Genomic DNA, 17,537 nt, shown 5'->3' with positions numbered 1-17,537 from the left:
CCATGGCGCACACGTTCTTCATCGCGTTTTCCTATATCCTGACGGCGCTGGTCGTCGTCGGATTGATCCTGCGCGCAATCATCGATCATCGCATCCAGGTCCGTGCGCTGGCCGAACTCGAAGCGCGCGGCATCGGCCGGAGGTCCCGCCGTGGCTGAAGCCGCCGAGCGCCCGCGCTCCCGCCTCCTCTTCCTCCTGCCTGCGCTCGTCTTCGTCGCGCTGGTGGTGCTCTTCGGGGTACAGCTGATCTCAGGAAAAAATCCCGCCGAGGTGCCCTCGGTCCTCATCAACAAGCCTGTTCCCAACTTCAATCTCGCGCCGCTCGAAGGTCTTCTGGCCAATGGTCAGGCCGTTCCTGGCTTCTCGAATGCGGATCTCAAGGGCCGCGTGACGGTGGTGAATGTCTGGGCTTCGTGGTGCGCGCCCTGCCGGCAGGAGCATCCGCTGCTGGTCGATCTCGCCAGGGATCCGTCGGTCCGCGTGGTCGGCATCAACCAGAAGGACAATCCCGACAACGCCCGCCGCTTCCTCGGCGCGCTCGGCAACCCTTACGCGGCCGTCGGTGTCGATCCGAACGGCCGCGCCTCCATCGACTGGGGCGTCTACGGCGTGCCCGAGACCTTCATCGTCGGCCCCGACGGCACCATCCGCCACAAGCATATCGGCCCGCTGACGCCAGAGAATTTTTCGGCGTTCAAGGAGCGCTTGAGCCAAATCCCGCGCGCTTGAGGCGGTTGATCGCCACGTCCAGCGCCGAGAGGAAGGCCGAACGGTCTTTGGGTGAAAAGGCCTTCGGGCCACCGGTGATCTCACCCATGGCGCGCAGGTCCTCCATCAGGTTGCGGGTCGCAAGCGCCATGCCGACGGAGGCTTCCGTGAAGGGCTTTCCGGTCGGGCCGATCACCTCGGCGCCCGCCTTCACGCAGCGGCTCGCGAGCGGGATGTCGGCGGTGATCACGATGGCGCCGGGCCCGGCGCGCTCGGCGATCCAGTCGTCGGCTGCGTCAAACCCTGCGCTCACCACGATGCGTTCGATCAGCGGATTCTGCGGCACCTGTAGAAAGGAATTGGACACCACGAAGACCTTGACCCGATGACGGCCGGCGACGCGATAGATCTCGGGCTTCACCGGACAGGCATCCGCATCCACATAGAGGGTGATCGCTTGGAAGGCTTCGTTCATGATCCATATATTCCTGTGGGATGCGGGGATGATGCCGGATCGTTCCGGCAGGTCATGATGGCGTAACCATTCGGTAATCGACGTTGACGCACGTGTCGGCCTGAAAGATCAACCCATCCGGGAGCAAAAAGAAACCCGTGACCCCTCGATCCCGCATCCGCGCCGCTCTCGGCCTTATCGATAACTTACGGACGACTCCGGTCCTGAGCGATGCCACGCATCGCCTGATCCGCGAGGCCGATACGGGCGCGCTGCAGCGGGCGGGGCTCGCGCGCATGGTCACGGCCGGGCTGCTGCTGCTCGCCGTCCTGGTCACCACGGCGAGCGTCGAGCTCACCAATCCCATGGCGCTCAAGCAGCTTTGGGCCGCGGAGTTGACCCTGATGCTGTTCGGAGCCCTCGGATGGGTCGGAGCCTGGCTCGCCTCGAAGCGGATCGCCATCGAAAAACTGCCGGTCATCACCGCCATTCTCGACGCGTGTCTCATCCTCGGCAATCTTGGCTACACCCATTGGGGCCTCGGCATTCCCGGCAGCCTCTTTGCGGTCTTTCCGGTGGCCTGGGTCGTACCGATCACCATGGCGGCCGCGGCCATTCACTATCAGCCGCGGCTTCAGGCCTTCGTGGCAGCCGTCTATGTGGTGGGCCTCTCGCTGCTCGCCTTCGGCGGCGGTTTCTTAAGCCCCGCGCAGCGTCAGGAGGATTTGGTCGAACTCGTCGGGCTGTTTTCGCCGCAGGCCAATCTGGTCCGCCTCGTCATGATCTTCGCCGCCGCCTTGATCCTGATCCTCGTGGCGCGCCAGGGACGCCTCATGCTGGAACGGGCCGTGCGCGAGACCACCCTGCGCGTGACGCTCACTCGCTATCTGCCGCGCGAACTCGCGCCGATCCTCACCGATCAGGCCTTCGCCTCCCTGCGTCAGGGACGGCGCATCCCGGTGACCCTGCTCTTCGTCGACATCCGTGCCTCGACGACCTTCGGCGAGACCATGGAGCCGGCGCAGCTTGCCGTCTTCATCACATCGTTCCGCCGGCGAGTCTTGAGGGCGGCTTCCCGGCATGGCGGCGTCATCGACAAGTTCACCGGCGACGGGGCGCTCATCCTGTTCGGAGTGCCTGGTGCGCGGGAAGGCGATGCAAGCCGGGCGCTCGCCTGCGGCCGCACACTTCTGACCCTGATCGAACGCTGGAACGCCAAGCGCGGCTTCAACCCACCGGTGCGCCTCGGCATCGGCATCCATACAGGCGACGTCTTCTGCGGCGTGGTGGGTGACGAGAGCCGCCTTGAATTCACCGTGGTCGGCGAGACCGTCAACATCGCCTCGCGGATCGAGCAGGCGACGAAAGCCGCCGACTGCGAACTGCTGGCCTCGCAGGAGACTGTCGTGACTGCGGGCGAGGAGTCGCTCTGGACGGAGGTCGAGTGCGAACCCCTCCCGGGCGTCACCCGCAAGATGGTGCTGATGAAGCCGGTGGGGTGAGGCGCACCGAACGCTCCCTTGTCATGGCCGGGCTCGTCCCGGCCATCTCGATTCTGTGAGGCGCCGCGCCTTACCGATCGGGATCACCGGCACAAGGCCGGTGATGACGTAGGGTTGGAGAGCAGCTTAAACCTCTTCCGCCTTCTTGATTTCATGCCGCAGCAGCAGCGGCGTCTGCGCCAGCGCGAAGGCGATGGTGAGCGGCATGATGCCGAAGACCTTGAAGCTGACCCAGAAATCCGTGGTCTGCGTGCGCCAGACGATCTCGTTCAACGCGGCGAGCGCGAAGAAGAACAGGGCCCAGCGCAAAGTCAGCTTGCGCCAGCCCTCGTCCGTGAGATCGAACACGCTGTCGAGCACGATCTGGAGCAGGGGCTTGCGGAAATAGAGGCCGCCGAGCAGCGCGAGCCCGAACATCGTGTTCACGATGGTGGGCTTGAGCTTGATGAAGGTCTCGTCCTGCAGGAACAGCGTGAGCCCGCCGAAGACCACCACGACGATGCCCGATACCACCGGCATGATCGGCAGCTTGCGGACCAGCAGGTAGCTGATCCCCAAGGCGATCACCGTCGCCACGATGAAGACGCCCGTGGCGGCGAAGATGCGCTGGCCTTCCGGGAAGCCGAACCGGTCGCCATAGGCGTTGCCGAGGAAGAACAGGGCGAGGGGCCCGAGTTCAAGGGCGAGCTTGAGCAGAGGAGGGAGGCGCTTTGCGTCGGTCATGAGGTTGCTTCTAACCCGGCGATGGCTTTTGCGAAATCCCGTGCGGTGAAAGGTTCCAGGTCCTCGACCCCTTCGCCGACCCCGATGAAGTGCACGGGCAGGCGGAATTTCTCGGCCAGCGCCACCAGGATGCCGCCGCGAGCGGTGCCGTCGAGCTTGGTCATCACGAGGCCGGTCACGCCCGCCGCCTTCTGGAACAGCTCGACCTGGCTCATGGCGTTCTGGCCCACCGTCGCGTCGAGCACGAGGAGGGTGGCATGCGGCGCGGACGGATCGAATTTCTTCACGACGCGCACGATCTTTTCGAGCTCGGCCATCAGCCCGGCCTTGTTCTGCAGACGACCCGCCGTGTCGATGAGGAGCACATCCGTGCCGTCGGCCTTAGCCTCCTGCAGCGCATCATAGGCGAGGCCGGCCGCATCGGCACCCTGCCCGCGGGCCAGGACCGGCGCGCCGACCCGCTCGCCCCAGATTTTGAGCTGCTCGATGGCCGCGGCGCGGAAGGTGTCGCCGGCAGCCAGCATCACCGTCAGGCCTTGCTGCCGGAACTTTTGCGAGAGCTTGCCGATGGTCGTGGTCTTGCCCGCCCCGTTCACGCCGACCATGAGGATGACGAAGGGCTTTTTCGTGCGATCGATGGTCAGCGCCTGGGCGACGGGCTGGAGAGTCTTCTCCACCTCGCCCGCCAAAATGGTCTTCACCTCCTGCGGAGAGATCTCCTTGTTGTAGCGGCCCGACGCGATCGCCTCCGTGATCCGCATGGCGGTGGGCACGCCGAGATCGGCCTGGACCAGGGCGTCCTCCAGCTCTTCGAGCGTCGCGTCGTCGAGTTTGCGCTTGGTGAAGAGACCGGTCACGCTGTCGGAGAGGGACGAGGACGTGCGGCGCATGCCCTCCGTAAGACGCTGCCACCAGCCTCGGGCCGGGGCTGGCTTGATCTCGGGCGCGGGAGAGGGAAGGATCTCCGCGGGCGCAGGTTCAGGGGCCGGCAGGTCCGCGGCTGCAATGTCGGGGCGCAGCTCGGGTCCGGCCTCGGTCACGATGCGCGGCAGCGGCTCCTGCGGGTTGGTGCCCTCCGGGTCCAGGCCCTCCACGGGTTGGAGATCGGCCCCGGCCAGCTCCGGCGGCGTCTTGTCCTCCTCCGTCGTATCGGGGGAGGCGGTGGTCACGGTCGGGGGCGCGGCCGTCAGATCGTCTGCGGCATTCGCCGGCGGCGAGGGCATCGTATCGGGATGGCCGCCGGCCCGCGGTGTCTCTGGCGCCGGTTCGGGGACCACAGGAGCTTCAGCCTTGCGCCCGAACAGACGGGAGAGGAATCCGGGCTTGTCGGGCTTGGTTTCGGCCATGGGTCTCGCTCTCGCCTCTTAAAAATCTCGTGCTTGCATTCATGCGCGTGCCTCGATAGCCGAGGGATCATGAATGCGGAAGAGATAGTGTCCCGATTGCTGTATCGCGATGCCCTGATGCTCGTGATCGACAAGCCCACCGGCTTAGCCGTGCATCCCGGCCCCAAGGGAGGCGAGACGCTGTTTCATCACCTCGATGCCCTCCGCTTCGGTTTGCCGCGCCGTCCGGAGGCCGCGCACCGCCTCGACAAGGACACCTCCGGCTGCCTTGTTCTCGGCCGCCATCCGAAGGCCATCGCGCGGCTCAACGAACTGTTCCGCAAGAAAGAGGTCGACAAGGTCTATTGGGCCGTCGTCGAGGGCGGGCCTCACGAAGGCGACGGCGAGATTGATCTTCCACTCGCGCCGAAATCGCCTGATCGCGGCTGGTGGATGAAGGTCGATCCCAAGGGCCAGCCATCCCTGACGCAATGGCGGGTGCTTGGCCGGGGCGAGGGCCTGACCCTCCTCGAACTGCGCCCCATCACCGGCCGCACCCATCAGTTGCGGGTCCATTGCGCGGCCATGAACTTTCCGATTCTCGGCGATCCGATCTACGGCACGGCCCCGCGCTTTCATGGTCCGGGCCTGCATCTGCACGCGAGAAGCGTCACCGTGCCGCTCTATCCGAGGAAGCCGCCGATCACGGCCGAGGCGCCGGTGCCGGAGCACATGCGGGAGCGAATCGCGGCCTGCGGCGGCGTAATTTAAGCCGCCAGCAAGTCCTTGCCGTCGTGGCCGGCGATGGTCGCAGGCACGATCTCGCCCGGCGTCACGGGCTTGTCGAAGCGCACCAGGGTAAAGCCCTCCGTGCGGCCGAGCTGGTTCGTCTCGATCAGTACGTTGCGTCTCGCTCCGATTTCCTCCCCGAGATGCTTCAGCAGCGCGGCCTCGCCCTTTTCGCGCAGGCGACGCGCGCGATCCTTCACCACATCGCGCGCCACCTGCGGCATGCGTGCGGCCGGCGTGCCGGGGCGGGGTGAGAACGGGAAGACGTGGAGATGGGTCAGGCCGCATTCCTCGACAATGTCGAGGGAGCGGGAGAACATCTCCTCGGTTTCGGTCGGGAAGCCCGCGATGATGTCGGCACCGAACACCATGTCGGGGCGCAGGCGCTTCACCTGTTCGCAGAAGGCGATGGCGTCGTTGCGCAGGTGGCGGCGCTTCATGCGCTTCAGCACCATGTCGTCACCGGCCTGAAGCGAGAGATGCAGATGCGGCATCAGGCGGTTCTCGCTGGCGATCACATCCAGAAGATCGTCGTCCGCCTCGACGGAATCGATGGAAGAGATGCGCAGGCGCTCCAGGTCCGGCACATGGCGCAGCAGACCTTTCACAAACGTGCCGAGCTTCGGCTCGCCCGGCAGATCCTTGCCGTAGCTCGTGATGTCGACGCCGGTGAGCACCACCTCGCGGGAGCCGTGCTCCACGAGATTGCGCACCTGGTCCACCACCGCGCCCATGGGAACGGAGCGGGAATTGCCGCGGCCGTAAGGGATGATGCAGAAGGTGCAGCGATGGTCGCAGCCGTTCTGCACCTGCACGAAGGCGCGGGTGCGCCCGCGCATGCCGTCGATGAGATGCACGGCGGTTTCCTTCACCGCCATGATGTCGTTGACCAAAACCTTTTCGCTCACGCCCACGCCGAAATCGCGCATGCCGGCCCAGGTTTCGGCCTTCATCTTCTCGTGGTTGCCGACGACTTGGGAAACCTCCGGCATCGCCGCGAAGGTTTCAGGCTCCACTTGCGCGGCGCAGCCCGTCACGATGATGCGGGCACCGGGCTTCTCGCGGGCGAGCTTGCGGATCGACTGACGCGCTTGGCGCGTTGCCTCGCCGGTGACCGCGCAGGTGTTGACGATCACGACTTCGCCAAGGCCCGCCTCTTCCGCGTGGCGCTGCATGGCCTCCGACTCGTAGGTGTTGAGCCGGCAGCCGAAGGTGACGACCTCGACGCTCATCGAACCCTCTCATGCTGAGGAGCGACCTCGTCCTTCGAGACGCCGCCTTGCGGCGGCTCCTCAGGATGAGGTTGCGTCTCGAAGCGTGTAAAGAGGGCAGGGGAGAAGGTGCCCTCGTGCTCCAGTTCGGTCGGGCCGGTCATGAGCACGTGGCCGTCGCTCTCGCGCCATTCGATGATGAGATCGCCACCCGGGAGCGTCACCACGGCCTTGCGCCCGGTCAGCCCCTTGCGGGCAGCTGCCACGAGGGCCGCGCAGGCGGCGGAACCGCAGGCACGGGTTGCGCCGGCACCGCGCTCCCAGACGCGCAGCACGATGTGTTCGGAGCTCGGAACTTGAGCGAACGAGATGTTGGCGCGCGTCGGGAAGACCGGATCATGCTCGAATTTCGGCCCGATGGCGGCGAGGTCATAGGCCTGCGCATCCTCGACCCAGAAGATCGCGTGCGGATTGCCCATGCTGACCGCCGAAGGCCCCTGAAGCTCGGGGGCGTCGGGCAGCGTCGTGTCGACCGCGATCGTGCGGGTGTCCGGATAAGGATCGCGCAGGGGAATCTCGTTCCACCCGAAGCGCGGCGGGCCCATGTCGACGGTGAAGACCGTATCGGAGACCTGCTCCACCGGCAGCAGGCCGGCCCCGGTCTCGAGCACGAGATCGCCTTGAACCGGACGACTCATGACCGGATCGGCCGTCAGCGCCCAGGCGACGCAGCGGGTGCCGTTGCCGCAGGCGCCGGCTTCCGAGCCGTCAGTGTTGTAGATGCGCATGAAGGCATCGGTGCCGGGCGTCACGGGATCGTGCAGCACCATCAGCTGATCGAAGCGCGAGCGCGGATCGGCCGCGATGGCTCGCGCTTCCGCCGCGCTCACGCGATGGGCGGAGCCGCGCAGGTCGAGCACGGTGATCTCGTTGCCGAGACCGTTCATTTTCAGAAAACGGCTGTTCGAAAGGGAAGTCATGGGGGCGTATATGGCTTAAAATGCAGACAATCGCGAGAGGGATCGCGATTGTCTGCGGCAATATCGTCAGATGGCTAGAAACCCGAGGCCTCCGGGCCTGCTGCAATCCGTCCTCCACAGACGCGCGCGGACGGCCTCGCCGCTGCACCAAAACCTCCCTATGGTGCTGCATTATATCCCTTCGTGATTCGTGATTCGCGGGTGAGGCGTCCTACTCATGCGGCTGCGCTCTTCAGGTTTTCTTCTCGTTCTTGCCCTCTGCTCGAGCGTCGCCCTTGCGCAGACGCCACCGACTGCCAATCCGTCGCCAGCCGCGCCCGAGGCACCGGCTCCGGCACAGCCCGGCGCAGCTCCTCAAGGACCAGCAACGGCGCAGCCAGCGCCAGCCGCTCCGGCGCCAGCCACCCCCGCGCCGACCACACCTGCGCCGACCACACCTGCGCCCGCGCAGCAGGCAGGCCGCACGACCCTGTTCCCGAACCCGAGCGATCCGACAGGCGTGGAGGAAGGCGTTCTGGCTGCAAAGCCCACGGTGGTGCTCAACGGCATCAGCACCTGGGACGAGGCCTTCACCAACCTGAAAAATGCCTTCGCCAAGATCGAGGGCGAGTTGAAGAAGGCGGGGATCGCGCCCACGGGCCGGCCGCTGACGATCTTCGTGGATACCGACGACAACGGGTTCAAATACGAGGCGATGGTGCCGATCGCCCAGGTGCCGGAGGGCAAGACCGAGCTCACCCCCGAGATCAAGTTCGGCAAGACGCCGGAGGGCAAGTCGTTCCGCTTCGTGCACAAGGACGCCTATGACGAGATCGACGGCACCTACGAGACGATCACGGCCTATCTCGACATCAAGGAGATCGTCGCCAAGGACGCCTTCATCGAGGAATACGTGAGCGACTTCACGGATTCGCAGGACACCAATTTCGAGGTGAACATCTACGTTCAGCCCAAGGAATAATCGCCCTCAATGATCGCTCTCTTTGACCTTGACGGGACCCTGACGGACCCGAAGGCGGGTATCACCCGTTCGATCCAGTACGCCCTTGAGAGGCTCAGCCGCCCGATACAGGAGGGGGACGAGCTGACCTGGATGATCGGTCCGCCGCTGATTGCGGGCTTCACGAAGCTTCTGGGCGGGCCGGCCGAAGTACCGGACGCGGTGCGCTTCTACCGGGAGCGCTACAGCGATATCGGGCTGTTTGAGAACGAGGTTTATGAGGACATCCCGAGCCTGCTTCTGGAACTTCAGGAAAAGGATGTCCGCCTCTTCGTCGCAACCTCGAAGCTTCACGTCTTCGCGCGGCGGATCCTCGACCATTTCGACCTGTCACGGTTTTTCGTCGAGATCTACGGCTCGGAACTCGACAATCGCAATGCCGACAAGCGCGATCTCATCCGGCACATTCTCGACCGGGAGCGCTTCGACCCTACGCGCGCCGTCATGATCGGCGACCGGGAGCATGATGTCATCGGCGCCAGGGCCAACGATATCGCCACCATCGGCGTCACCTGGGGCTATGGTTCCCGGCGGGAGTTGTTGGACGCAGGCGCCGCCTGCCTCGTGGACGAACCTCGTGAACTGGAGGCACCGATCCTCACCCTGACGGCGTCCACGCCTCCCCGGGCCGTAACGGCCTGAACCGCCCGTCCGGAATTTCGGCCGCCTGGAGCGCCGCCGCCAGTTCCTGCGGCGGCTCGTCGACGCCCTCGTTGGTGAGCCGGAACGTGCCCCAATGATGGCCCAACGCCTGCTCCGCCTCGATGATGCGCAGCACCTTCACCGCATCCTCCGGGTTCATGTGCTGCGGTTCCATGAACCAGCGCGGCTCATAGGCGCCGATGGGCAGATGGGCGAGACGGGGCTGGCCGAAGCGTTCACGCACGGCATGGAAGATCCTGCCGTCGCCGAAGCCCGTATCGCCGATATGGTAGATCGTGCCCGCGGGCGTGGTGAGCACATAGGCGCACCAGAGCGCCATGCGCCGGTCGTTGATGCCCCGCGCGGACCAGTGATAGGCCGGCTCGACATGGGCCGTGACGCCGTTCCCCAGATCAACCGACCCACCCCAGTCCCGCGTCTCGACCGGGATCTCTGGATGCTCGGCCCGGATCACCGCATCGTTGCCGAGCGGCGCGATGATTTTGGGGCGATGCCGCTGCCAGAGCCTCCCCAGGGTCTCGGTGTCGAGATGGTCGTAATGATTATGCGTGATCAGCACCGCATGGATCGGTGGCAGGTCGTCGAAGGCGATGCCCGGCGGATTGACCCGCTTGGGACCCGCGAAGGAGACCGGGCTTGCTCGGTCGGAGAGTACCGGATCGGTGAGGATGTTGAGCCCGGCCACCTGGATCAGGAATGAGGCATGGCCGATCAGCGCCGTGCGCAGTCCCTGCACCTCGGCCGGAGGCTTGTCCTGGAAGGGGCTTGGAAAGCTGTCCGGCCAACCTTTACGCCCCCCGCCGAGCTGCCAGCGGGCGAGCTCCAGAAATCCCTTGTCCTGAGGCTGGCCCGGCGAGAAGAACCGCACCCCGTCGAAATGATCCGTGACCGGACCCTCGTAATAGCGGTTCGCCGCCCGGGCGGCGGTCATCCAGCCAAGGGCGCCAGTAGCGGCGATGACGGGGAGGCCTAAAGCTTTGAGAAGGGTGCGGCGGTTCATAGGGGCGTCGGGTCCAGCGAAGCTTTAAGCGTGGGGATGCTGGTGCGGATCGGCAAGGGGCCTCAGCATCGTCCCGCCATGTCATCCGCCACGTCATGGCCGGGCTTGTCCCGGCCATCCCGGTTGTTTGAAGCGCCGCGCCTCACACGTCGAGATCACCGGCACAAGGCCGGTGATGACGCGGAGGAGACTCCGCCTTGTCCGGGAAGGGAGCGATGAAGCCCCCAAGACTCTCCATTTTCGGTCTTTTCCTTGACTCTTGCCCCTTTTCCCCTTAAGCGCTGGCCGCAAATCTGTAGAGCGAGCCCTTTTGAGCCGCCGCCCAGCCCGAGAGGCTGGAGGTCAACGTCCGACAGCGCGATGCGCCCTCGGGCGCGCTTTCATTTGGGTTTCGCCTTGAGGACGAACGGATGTCGGACGACACATTGCGCATCGAGGACGCGGTCAACGAGACCTGCCCGTGGTCGGGAAAGCCGATCGCGGCGGATTCGCTCACCCTCTATCGCGGCGAGGTGGTCGGGTTCTGCAATCCGGGCTGCCGCGACAAGTTCGAGGCGGCCATCCGCCACTTTGAAAAGGCCCTTGCCGATCGCGATGTACCCCTCATCGCAAAAGGAATTGAGTGACCATGTTCGAAGGCCTTTCCGACAAGCTTTCCAATATCCTCAACTCGCTGACGCGCCGCGGCGCGCTCACCGAGGAGGACGTCAACGCGGCTCTGCGTGAGGTCCGCCGCGCCCTGCTCGAGGCCGACGTGGCGCTCGAGGTCGTGCGTTCCTTCACGGACAAGGTTCGTGCCCGCGCCGTCGGCGCCGAGGTGGTCAAGTCCGTCTCTCCCGGCCAGCAAGTGGTCAAGATCGTCCACGACCAGCTGGTCGAGATGCTGGGCGCGGACGCCGAGGTCATCGACCTGAACGCGCTGCCGCCCGTCGGCATCCTCATGGTCGGCCTGCAGGGTTCCGGTAAGACGACCACCACGGCCAAGATCGCCAAGCGCCTGACCGACCGCGAGAAGCGGCGCGTGCTCATGGCCTCCCTCGACACCCGCCGTCCGGCCGCCATGGAGCAGCTCGCGGTGCTCGGCAAGCAGGTGGGCGTGGATACGCTGCCCATCGTGGCCGGCCAGTCGGCGGTGCAGATCGCCCGCCGCGCCATGGAGGCCGCCCGTCTCGGCGGCTACGACGTGGTGATGCTCGACACCGCCGGTCGCGTGACCGTGGACGAGGCCCTGATGGTGGAGGCCGCCGAAGTGCGCGCCGCCACCAACCCGCACGAGGTGCTGCTCGTCGCCGATGCGCTCACCGGCCAGGACGCGGTCAACACCGCGCGCGCCTTCGATCAGCGCCTCGGCGTCACCGGCATCGTGCTGACGAGAATGGACGGCGATGCCCGCGGCGGCGCGTCGCTCTCGATGCGCGCCGTGACGGGTAAGCCGATCAAGCTCATCGGCACGGGCGAAAAAGGTCGATGCGCTGGAGGAGTTCCACCCCTCGCGCGTCGCCAACCGCATCCTCGGCATGGGCGACATCGTCTCGCTGGTCGAAAAGGCGGCCGAGAATTTCGACCAGGCGCAGGCCCAGCGCATGGCCGAGAAGATGCGCAAGGGCAAGTTCGATCTCGAAGACCTGCGCGATCAGCTCGCCCAGATGGAGAAGATCGGCGGCCTCTCCGGCATGATGGGCATGCTCCCGGGCGTCGCCAAGATGAAGTCGCAGCTCGAGAGCGCCAATCTCGACGACCGGATCATCAAGCGCCAGCGCGCCATCATCGATTCCATGACCCCGGCTGAGCGCCGCAACCCGGATATCCTCAAGGCCTCGCGCAAGAAGCGCATTGCGGCGGGTGCCGGCGCGAAGGTCGAGGAGATCAACAAGCTCCTGAAGATGCACCGTCAGATGGCCGACGTCATGAAGATGATGGGCGGCGGCAAGGGCAAGGGCATGGCGGGCGCGCTCGGCAAGATGTTCGGCATCGGTGGCGGTGGAATGGGCGGAATGCCCCAGCCGACGCCGGAGCAGATCGAGGCCCTGCAGAAGCAGATGGGCGGCAAGCTGCCCGACTTCCCCGGCGGTGCCGGCGGCCTTCCCGCGATGCCGAAGGGCGGCCCGAGCCTGCCCGGTCTCGGCGGCGGCAAGATCCCGGGTCTTCCGGGCATCGGCGGCTTCCCGTTCGGGGGTAAGAAGAAGTGACCGAAGGTTTGACGGCGGCAGAGTTGCTTCAGCGCGCTCATGCGCTGTCCCAGAGACTGGAAGGTGCGGGCATCTGGAATCAGATCCGCCTCTTCCGAGAGGACGGTATTACCGTTCTCGCACGTGTTCCCGGTGAATACTGGGAGATCGATCTCCTCGAGGACGGCACGACCGATGTGGAAGTGTTCCGAACCGCGGGTGACTTGGAGGACGAGTCCTCTATCGAACGCCTGATCAGCGAATTTGGTGAAAAGCCTAAACACTAGGAGCTAAAGAATGTCCCTGAAGATCCGTCTCACCCGTGGTGGTGCGAAGAAGCGTCCCTACTACCGCATCGTCGTTGCCGATTCGCGCTCCCCGCGCGATGGCCGTTTCATCGAGAAGGTCGGCACCTACGACCCGATGAAGCCGAAGGACGATGCCGGCCGCGTCGTTCTCGACAACGAGAAGATCCAGGCCTGGCTCGCCAAGGGCGCCCAGCCGACCGACCGCGTCCTGCGCTTCCTCGATGCCGCCGGCCTCCTGAAGCGTCCGGCCCGCAACAACCCGAACAAGGCCGTCCCGGGCAAGAAGGCCCAGGAGCGCGCCGACGCCAAGGCCGCCGCGGCTGCCGCCGGCGAAGGCGAGGCTGCGTAAGCATCATGAAGAAGGAGCGCTTCAACCAGCGCTCCACTTCTTCCTTCTCTTTGGAGAAGGGCAGGGGTGGTGGTGTTGGCGCAAACCTGCCTAAGGGTACGCCAACACCCCCACCTCCCCACAAGGGGGATGAGCGCAGATCTGCGCCCGTCCGGGACGATCTCGTCCTCGTCGGTGAGTTCGGTCGCGCCCATGGCCTCAAAGGCGAGGTGCGGTTGAAATCCCATACTGGCGATCCGCAGGCGATTGCCGATTACAGGCCGCTGATCGCATCCGACGGCCGATCCATTTCTCTCAAAAACGTGCGGCCCGCTCCCGGCGGCGCCCCGGATCTCCTCATCGCCATCGTCGATGGCGTCACCACGCGCGAAGCGTCTGAGGCGCTCAACCGCGTTCAGCTCTATGTGGAGCGCGACAAGCTTTCTCCGCCCGATGAGGATGACGAATTCCTGCTCGCGGACCTGATCGGCCTCTCGGTTCAGAACGAAGCAGGCGAGATCATCGGCACCGTGGTCGACGTGCCCAATTACGGCGGTGGCGACCTTTTGGAGATCGCACCGGCGCAAAAAGGCCCGACCGCGTTCCTGCCTTTCACCAAGGCCTTCGTGCCGACAGTGGATATCGCGGACAAACGCATTGTGGCCGTGCCGCCGGACGATCTGTTCGAGCCTGCGAAATCGGCGCCGGAACCTGAGGACGAGGCGTGAGTTTTTCCGCCACCGTTCTCACCCTTTATCCCGACATGTTCCCAGGTCCGCTCGGCATGTCCCTGTCGGGCGATGCGCTCGCGCGCGGCGTGTGGTCCCTGACGGCGAAGAACATCCGCGACCATGGTCTCGGCCGTCACCGCACGGTGGACGATACGCCCGCCGGCGGCGGACCTGGCATGGTGATCCGCTGCGACGTGCTGGCCTCCGCCATCGACGCCACTGTTCCGGCCGACGATCCGCGCCCGAAGCTTTTGATGAGCCCGCGCGGCAAGCCGCTGACGCAATCCCGTGTGAGGGAACTGGCGGCGGGTCCCGGCGTGGTGATCGTCTGCGGCCGGTTCGAGGGCGTGGACGAGCGCGTGATCGAGGCGCGGGGCCTGGAGGAAGTCTCCATCGGCGATTACGTGCTCTCCGGTGGCGAGATGGCGGCGATGATCGTGCTCGATGCCTGCGTGCGGCTGCTCCCCGGGGTCATGGGCAAGGAGTCCTCCGGCACCGAGGAGAGTTTCGAGTCAAACCGCCTTGAATACCCGCATTACACGAGGCCGCGCGAATGGGAGGGGCGGCCCATTCCGGACGTGCTGCTCTCCGGCAATCACGCCGTGATCGAGCGCTGGCGCCGTAACGAATCGGAGCGGATCACGCGGGAGCGGCGACCGGATCTGCTGGAGCGTTAGGATCTCCCTGCAGGGCGGGCTTTGGGCAAAATGGACACTGCCCCGCACGCGGAACGCCGACCACAGCCAAGGGTTTAATGGACGGGGCCTCGATCATAGGAGATCGATATGGTCGGTCGCATCATTCTTGGCACGGCATTTGCCGTCATTCTTGTCAGCCCTGGCTTCGCGGGACCATGCACGCAACGGCTTACCGATCTGGAGAAATCCATCTCGGCAAGGCAGGAGGGCGCCGGACCTGCGCTGGATGCGCCTGCGACGACAGGTTCTGCAGTGCAGGGCTCAACCCCCGGTCAGGGACAAGGTGCAAACGTCACAGGGCAGAGCCAAGGCCACAATCAGGCCATGCAAATGATCCAGCAGGCGAAACAGCTCGATCAGCAGGGCAAGGAAGCCGAATGCATGGACATGGCCAGCAAGATCGGCGCCATGGCTCCGCCACCCACCAAGTAAGACCAAGTGCTCTCCGGTCGGCGTGCGGGCGGTTTGAGGCCGGCCGCATTGCCACCGATCTTGATGTGTGCTCCGCTCTGCCCAAAATCCTTCAAACGCCCAAGATCCTTCAAACAACGCAAGGGAGACGCCTTAGTGGTCCAGGGTTTCGAGCATGTGGGCATGACCAGCAGCAATCTGGACGAGACCATCGCGTTCTATTGCGGCCTGTTGGGGCTGAAGGAGGTGCTGGTCAAGGGTACGGGCGAGGGCGGGCGCATCGCGTTTCTCGAGATCGGCGGCGTCATGCTCGAAATCGTCGAGCCGGCCGCATCGATCCAAACGCCGGCGCGCGAGGTTCCCGTCACCGAGGCCGGCATTCGCCACATCACCTTTCGGGTCGATGACGTCGACGCGATTTATGAAAAGCTTCGTTCCGCCGGCGTGGAGTTCACCGTTCTTCCCCGGACGGCCGCGAACAGCGAACTGATCCGCAAGGTGGCGTTCTGCAAGGATCCGGACGGAATCATCGTCGAATTCCTGGAGCGTGTGTGATCGTCACACCTGGAGCATTTTTCGGCGGAGCGGATCCGGTTCGCCGTCAATAGATGCGACACGGCAAAGAAGAGAGTTGCTTCCAGGTCCTTGGAAACAACTCTAGAGGCGATTTGCTTCGAGCCTCGCCCCAAACATCTTCAGATATTTCATCCCCGTATCGCACATGACGGTGACGACGATCGCATCGGGCCCCAGCCATTCGGCCAGACGAAGGGCCGCGACGACATTGGCGCCCGTCGAAGTGCCGGCGAACAGGCCTTCCTCGCGGGCCAGCCGGAGCGCCATCGCCGTGGCTTCTTCCGTCGTGACCCGCTCGATCCTATCGGCGATGCTCGCCTGCCAGAGCGGCACCACATAGCCCGCGCCGATTCCGTCGATCTTGTGGGCGCCCGATGGTCCGCCCGACAGGACAGGCGATTCCGCAGGCTCGACGGCCATGATTTGGATGGGCGAATGGTGCCACCGCAGGCCTTCCGCGATTCCGCGCAAGGACGCCGCCGTTCCGACGCTCTGCACGAAGCCGTCGATCCGACCATTCGTCTGCTGCCAGATTTCATCGGCCATCCTGTGATAGGCGCCGATCTGATCCCGGTTCTTCATCTGGTCGGTCCAGAAGGAGCCCTTCGCCTCGGCGATGATGCGGGCCTGCTCGATCATGTCCTTCGTCAGCCTCTCGGTCATGCGCCCGCTGTCGCTCCGCACGATGTGCAGCGTCGCGCCCAAAAGCGCCATGTGATCGCGCTTCTCCTGTGCGAAGGCATCGGAGGTCACGATGTCGAGCGGATATCCTTTCACCGCACAGACGAGCGACAGGGATACGCCAGTGCTGCCGCCGGTGTATTCGACGACCGAGCCGCCAGGTTCGAGGCGCCCATCTGCTTCGGCAGCCTCGATCATGGCGAGCGCCATCCGATCCTTCATGCTGCCGGTGGGATTCTCGTTTTCAAGCTTCAGCAGGACGCGGCCGCCATGGGCAGGCCGGATGTTGCGCAGAGCGATGAGAGACGTGTTGCCGATACGGTCGAGGATGGTGCTGGGGCGGTCGATCATGGGCGTTGTCCAAAAACGTCTGCCTTGTAGGCTGCGGCGATCGGCCTGTCAGGTCCGGAATCCGGACTTCTGTTGGGCACAAGGCCATGCTAGCGCTTAACCCATGGCAGATTACGGTCAGTTCTGTTCCGTGGCGCGCGCCCATGAGGCCATCGGCGGGCGCTGGACCCTTCTCGTCGCGCGCGAGCTTCTGTGCGGCAGCCGGCGCTTCAACGACATCCGCCGCGGCATCCCGCGCATCTCCCGCACCATGCTCTCGGAGCGTCTGCAGGTATTGGCGCATGTCGGAGCCATCACGCGCATCGACGGCGAGAATGGGCCGGAATATGCGCTGACGGAGGCAGGCAGGGAGCTGATGGGTATCGTGGGCGCTCTCGGCACCTGGGGTCAAAGATGGCTGCCGCGGCGCGCCGAGGATGAGGATCTCGATTTGGAACCCCTGCTCGTCGACATGCAGCGGCGCGTCCGCACCGACATGTTGCCCAAGGACCCGATCGTCATCCGCTTCGCGATCGAGGGGCAGCCCCAGCCGCGCTTCATGCTGCTGAAAGCGGCGGAGGTTTCGCTCTGCACGCAGAACCCAGGCTTTCCGGAGCCGCTCTGCATTCGGACCCGTCTCCCTGCGCTGGTCGCCTGGTGGCGGGGAGACGTGAGCTTCGCCGAGGTGCAGCGGATGGGACTGACGGTGGAGGGGCCGAGGGTGCTGGCACGGGCGTTTCCGAACTGGTTCGAGCGCTACCTGTTTGCCGAGGTCGCACCTGCCGTTTAGGAGTGAGAGGAGTGTCATCCCCGGCGGCCGTCGGCTGGGGATGTTATCTGGGCCTCGCGAGGTCCGGATCGCCTGACTGCATCCGGGATGACAGCCGGCCCATAGGCTCGACAATCCTCCAAATCTCCTGTATAGGCGCGGCCTCAACTTAAAACAGGACG

The 17,537-nt window shown here is 65.1% G+C and carries 20 protein-coding genes and 2 pseudogenes; 15 read left to right on the top strand and 7 right to left on the bottom strand.

Translation table 11 applies throughout. The features are described 5' to 3' along the window. Window positions 1-2: 2 nt before the first annotated feature. Entirely contained in the window at window positions 3-158 is a 156-nt protein-coding gene (gene ccmD / locus ACD578_RS21350; RefSeq protein ID WP_404288294.1) for a heme exporter protein CcmD, read from the top strand. After that, complete coding sequence (locus ACD578_RS21345) at window positions 151-729, top strand: DsbE family thiol:disulfide interchange protein (RefSeq protein ID WP_404288292.1); 579 nt, start codon at window positions 151-153, stop codon at window positions 727-729. The genes ccmD and ACD578_RS21345 overlap by 8 nt, the downstream gene beginning before the upstream one ends. Here ACD578_RS21345 and ACD578_RS21340 read toward each other — a convergent pair. Next, entirely contained in the window at window positions 695-1,183 is a 489-nt protein-coding gene (locus tag ACD578_RS21340; protein WP_404288290.1) for a YaiI/YqxD family protein, read from the bottom strand. The two genes, ACD578_RS21345 and ACD578_RS21340, sit on opposite strands and share 35 nt — an antisense overlap. A gap of 137 nt (window positions 1,184-1,320) precedes the next feature. On the opposite strand from ACD578_RS21340, the gene ACD578_RS21335 reads away from it, so the two are divergent. Beyond that, window positions 1,321-2,664 carry an adenylate/guanylate cyclase domain-containing protein gene (locus ACD578_RS21335; protein ID WP_404288288.1) on the top strand — a complete coding sequence of 448 codons (1,344 nt, stop codon included), beginning with the start codon at window positions 1,321-1,323 and terminating at the stop codon, window positions 2,662-2,664. Between the two features lie 126 nt (window positions 2,665-2,790). Here ACD578_RS21335 and ACD578_RS21330 read toward each other — a convergent pair whose 3' ends face one another. Beyond that, window positions 2,791-3,387, bottom strand: a complete 597-nt coding sequence (locus ACD578_RS21330; protein WP_404288286.1) for a septation protein A — start codon at window positions 3,385-3,387, stop codon at window positions 2,791-2,793. After that, the gene (gene ftsY, locus ACD578_RS21325; RefSeq protein WP_404288284.1) at window positions 3,384-4,733 is read right to left on the bottom strand and encodes a signal recognition particle-docking protein FtsY; all 1,350 of its coding nucleotides are present in this window, start codon (window positions 4,731-4,733) and stop codon (window positions 3,384-3,386) included. Before ftsY ends, ACD578_RS21330 begins: the two co-directional genes overlap by 4 nt. Window positions 4,734-4,802: 69 nt before the next feature. Between ftsY and ACD578_RS21320 the strand changes: the two genes are divergently transcribed. Then, window positions 4,803-5,483 carry an RluA family pseudouridine synthase gene (locus ACD578_RS21320; protein WP_404288282.1) on the top strand — a complete coding sequence of 227 codons (681 nt, stop codon included), beginning with the start codon at window positions 4,803-4,805 and terminating at the stop codon, window positions 5,481-5,483. Here ACD578_RS21320 and mtaB read toward each other — a convergent pair. Together mtaB and dapF are read right to left on the bottom strand one after the other, a co-directional pair. Further along, on the bottom strand, window positions 5,480-6,733 hold the full coding sequence (mtaB, locus tag ACD578_RS21315; RefSeq protein ID WP_404288280.1) for a tRNA (N(6)-L-threonylcarbamoyladenosine(37)-C(2))-methylthiotransferase MtaB: 1,254 nt from the start codon (window positions 6,731-6,733) through the stop codon (window positions 5,480-5,482). The genes ACD578_RS21320 and mtaB overlap by 4 nt on opposite strands. An 89-nt stretch (window positions 6,734-6,822) precedes the next feature. Next, window positions 6,823-7,692: pseudogene (gene dapF, locus ACD578_RS21310) on the bottom strand (diaminopimelate epimerase); the annotation flags it as partial. 217 nt (window positions 7,693-7,909) lie between these two features. Here dapF and ACD578_RS21305 point away from each other — a divergent pair. Both ACD578_RS21305 and ACD578_RS21300 read left to right on the top strand, forming a co-directional pair. Then, window positions 7,910-8,653, top strand: coding sequence for a GyrI-like domain-containing protein (locus ACD578_RS21305; RefSeq protein WP_404288279.1), 744 nt, complete (start codon window positions 7,910-7,912; stop codon window positions 8,651-8,653). 9 nt (window positions 8,654-8,662) lie between these two features. Beyond that, window positions 8,663-9,334 carry an HAD family hydrolase gene (locus ACD578_RS21300; protein ID WP_404288277.1) on the top strand — a complete coding sequence of 224 codons (672 nt, stop codon included), beginning with the start codon at window positions 8,663-8,665 and terminating at the stop codon, window positions 9,332-9,334. Here ACD578_RS21300 and ACD578_RS21295 read toward each other — a convergent pair. Beyond that, complete coding sequence (locus ACD578_RS21295; RefSeq protein ID WP_404288275.1) at window positions 9,291-10,355, bottom strand: MBL fold metallo-hydrolase; 1,065 nt, start codon at window positions 10,353-10,355, stop codon at window positions 9,291-9,293. The genes ACD578_RS21300 and ACD578_RS21295 overlap by 44 nt on opposite strands. 410 nt (window positions 10,356-10,765) lie before the next feature. Between ACD578_RS21295 and ACD578_RS21290 the strand changes: the two genes are divergently transcribed. From ACD578_RS21290 to ACD578_RS21255, 8 genes and pseudogenes are all read left to right on the top strand, one after another. Further along, window positions 10,766-10,981, top strand: a complete 216-nt coding sequence (locus ACD578_RS21290) for a glutathione S-transferase (RefSeq protein ID WP_152709721.1) — start codon at window positions 10,766-10,768, stop codon at window positions 10,979-10,981. 2 nt (window positions 10,982-10,983) lie between these two features. Then, a pseudogene (gene ffh / locus ACD578_RS21285) lies at window positions 10,984-12,544 on the top strand (signal recognition particle protein). Next, on the top strand, window positions 12,541-12,810 hold the full coding sequence (locus ACD578_RS21280; RefSeq protein ID WP_404288273.1) for a hypothetical protein: 270 nt from the start codon (window positions 12,541-12,543) through the stop codon (window positions 12,808-12,810). Before ffh ends, ACD578_RS21280 begins: the two are co-directional and overlap by 4 nt. Before the next feature lie 10 nt (window positions 12,811-12,820). After that, window positions 12,821-13,180, top strand: coding sequence for a 30S ribosomal protein S16 (rpsP, locus tag ACD578_RS21275; protein WP_152709715.1), 360 nt, complete (start codon window positions 12,821-12,823; stop codon window positions 13,178-13,180). A 5-nt stretch (window positions 13,181-13,185) separates the two neighbouring features. Then, window positions 13,186-13,887: a ribosome maturation factor RimM gene (gene rimM / locus ACD578_RS21270; protein ID WP_404288271.1), complete on the top strand. Its 702-nt coding sequence runs from the start codon at window positions 13,186-13,188 to the stop codon at window positions 13,885-13,887. Continuing rightward, a complete protein-coding gene (trmD, locus tag ACD578_RS21265) occupies window positions 13,884-14,567 on the top strand; it encodes a tRNA (guanosine(37)-N1)-methyltransferase TrmD (RefSeq protein ID WP_404288269.1) in 684 nt (227 codons plus the stop codon). Before rimM ends, trmD begins: the two co-directional genes overlap by 4 nt. A 108-nt stretch (window positions 14,568-14,675) precedes the next feature. Next, on the top strand, window positions 14,676-15,020 hold the full coding sequence (locus tag ACD578_RS21260; protein ID WP_152709711.1) for a hypothetical protein: 345 nt from the start codon (window positions 14,676-14,678) through the stop codon (window positions 15,018-15,020). Between the two features lie 135 nt (window positions 15,021-15,155). After that, complete coding sequence (locus tag ACD578_RS21255) at window positions 15,156-15,554, top strand: VOC family protein (protein ID WP_404288267.1); 399 nt, start codon at window positions 15,156-15,158, stop codon at window positions 15,552-15,554. Between the two features lie 102 nt (window positions 15,555-15,656). Here ACD578_RS21255 and ACD578_RS21250 read toward each other — a convergent pair whose 3' ends face one another. Continuing rightward, on the bottom strand, window positions 15,657-16,607 hold the full coding sequence (locus ACD578_RS21250; protein WP_404288265.1) for a PLP-dependent cysteine synthase family protein: 951 nt from the start codon (window positions 16,605-16,607) through the stop codon (window positions 15,657-15,659). A gap of 103 nt (window positions 16,608-16,710) precedes the next feature. Between ACD578_RS21250 and ACD578_RS21245 the strand changes: the two genes are divergently transcribed. Next, complete coding sequence (locus tag ACD578_RS21245) at window positions 16,711-17,376, top strand: winged helix-turn-helix transcriptional regulator (protein WP_404288263.1); 666 nt, start codon at window positions 16,711-16,713, stop codon at window positions 17,374-17,376. The last annotated feature ends 161 nt before the right edge of the window (window positions 17,377-17,537 follow it).

It is taken from the genome of Microvirga sp. RSM25 (assembly GCF_044784385.1).
Lineage (GTDB): Bacteria > Pseudomonadota > Alphaproteobacteria > Rhizobiales > Beijerinckiaceae > Microvirga > Microvirga tunisiensis.
Note: the sequence above shows the minus strand (reverse complement) of the source record. Positions and strands in the feature narration are given on the sequence as shown.

Bases quoted from the DNA above. Each gene is read 5' to 3' on its own strand.
- ACD578_RS21330 (WP_404288286.1), bottom strand. From the start codon at position 3,387: ATGACCGACGCAAAGCGCCTCCCTCCTCTGCTCAAGCTCGCCCTTGAA.
- ACD578_RS21245 (WP_404288263.1), top strand. From the start codon at position 16,711: ATGGCAGATTACGGTCAGTTCTGTTCCGTGGCGCGCGCCCATGAGGCC.
- ACD578_RS21340 (WP_404288290.1), bottom strand. From the start codon at position 1,183: ATGAACGAAGCCTTCCAAGCGATCACCCTCTATGTGGATGCGGATGCC.
- mtaB (WP_404288280.1), bottom strand. From the start codon at position 6,733: ATGAGCGTCGAGGTCGTCACCTTCGGCTGCCGGCTCAACACCTACGAG.
- ACD578_RS21320 (WP_404288282.1), top strand. From the start codon at position 4,803: ATGAATGCGGAAGAGATAGTGTCCCGATTGCTGTATCGCGATGCCCTG.
- ACD578_RS21295 (WP_404288275.1), bottom strand. From the start codon at position 10,355: ATGAACCGCCGCACCCTTCTCAAAGCTTTAGGCCTCCCCGTCATCGCC.
- rpsP (WP_152709715.1), top strand. From the start codon at position 12,821: ATGTCCCTGAAGATCCGTCTCACCCGTGGTGGTGCGAAGAAGCGTCCC.
- ACD578_RS21300 (WP_404288277.1), top strand. From the start codon at position 8,663: ATGATCGCTCTCTTTGACCTTGACGGGACCCTGACGGACCCGAAGGCG.
- ftsY (WP_404288284.1), bottom strand. From the start codon at position 4,733: ATGGCCGAAACCAAGCCCGACAAGCCCGGATTCCTCTCCCGTCTGTTC.
- ACD578_RS21260 (WP_152709711.1), top strand. From the start codon at position 14,676: ATGGTCGGTCGCATCATTCTTGGCACGGCATTTGCCGTCATTCTTGTC.
- ACD578_RS21250 (WP_404288265.1), bottom strand. From the start codon at position 16,607: ATGATCGACCGCCCCAGCACCATCCTCGACCGTATCGGCAACACGTCT.
- ACD578_RS21290 (WP_152709721.1), top strand. From the start codon at position 10,766: ATGTCGGACGACACATTGCGCATCGAGGACGCGGTCAACGAGACCTGC.
- rimM (WP_404288271.1), top strand. From the start codon at position 13,186: ATGAAGAAGGAGCGCTTCAACCAGCGCTCCACTTCTTCCTTCTCTTTG.
- ACD578_RS21305 (WP_404288279.1), top strand. From the start codon at position 7,910: ATGCGGCTGCGCTCTTCAGGTTTTCTTCTCGTTCTTGCCCTCTGCTCG.
- ccmD (WP_404288294.1), top strand. From the start codon at position 3: ATGGCGCACACGTTCTTCATCGCGTTTTCCTATATCCTGACGGCGCTG.